Source organism: Bradyrhizobium sp. LeoA1Lang (genome assembly GCF_055413685.1).
Window position 1 is genome coordinate 1 of the sequence record NZ_JBVAPG010000611.1, and the last position, 255, is coordinate 255.

1 protein-coding gene is annotated in these 255 nt (G+C 52.5%); it reads right to left on the minus strand.

The genetic code is table 11. The features are described 5' to 3' along the window. A partial coding sequence (locus tag ACZYOF_RS44710) for a LysR substrate-binding domain-containing protein (RefSeq protein WP_463719714.1) occupies window positions 1-254 on the minus strand: 254 nt, incomplete at its 3' end. Window position 255 lies beyond the last annotated feature (1 nt).

The following is a 255-nucleotide window of genomic DNA, read 5'->3' on the forward strand; positions in this document are numbered from 1 at the left end:
CTTGCCATCGATAGTGGCTGATGAAAAAGCGGCTGTCGAGTAAAGCCTTGAATAGGCTCATCTTCCAAAAGGAAGCAGATATCGATCGCACGTGATGCGATAAGCGATCTCATGCGCAGAATGTCACACGCAACCAGACGGAGATGCACTTTCGGTAGCAGCACCCTGCAGGCTTCCATAAACTCGCTAGCCCAGCACGCCGCAAACCCCGATGACATGCCAAGCCTTACTAAGCCTTCCGGTTCTTCTGCCACT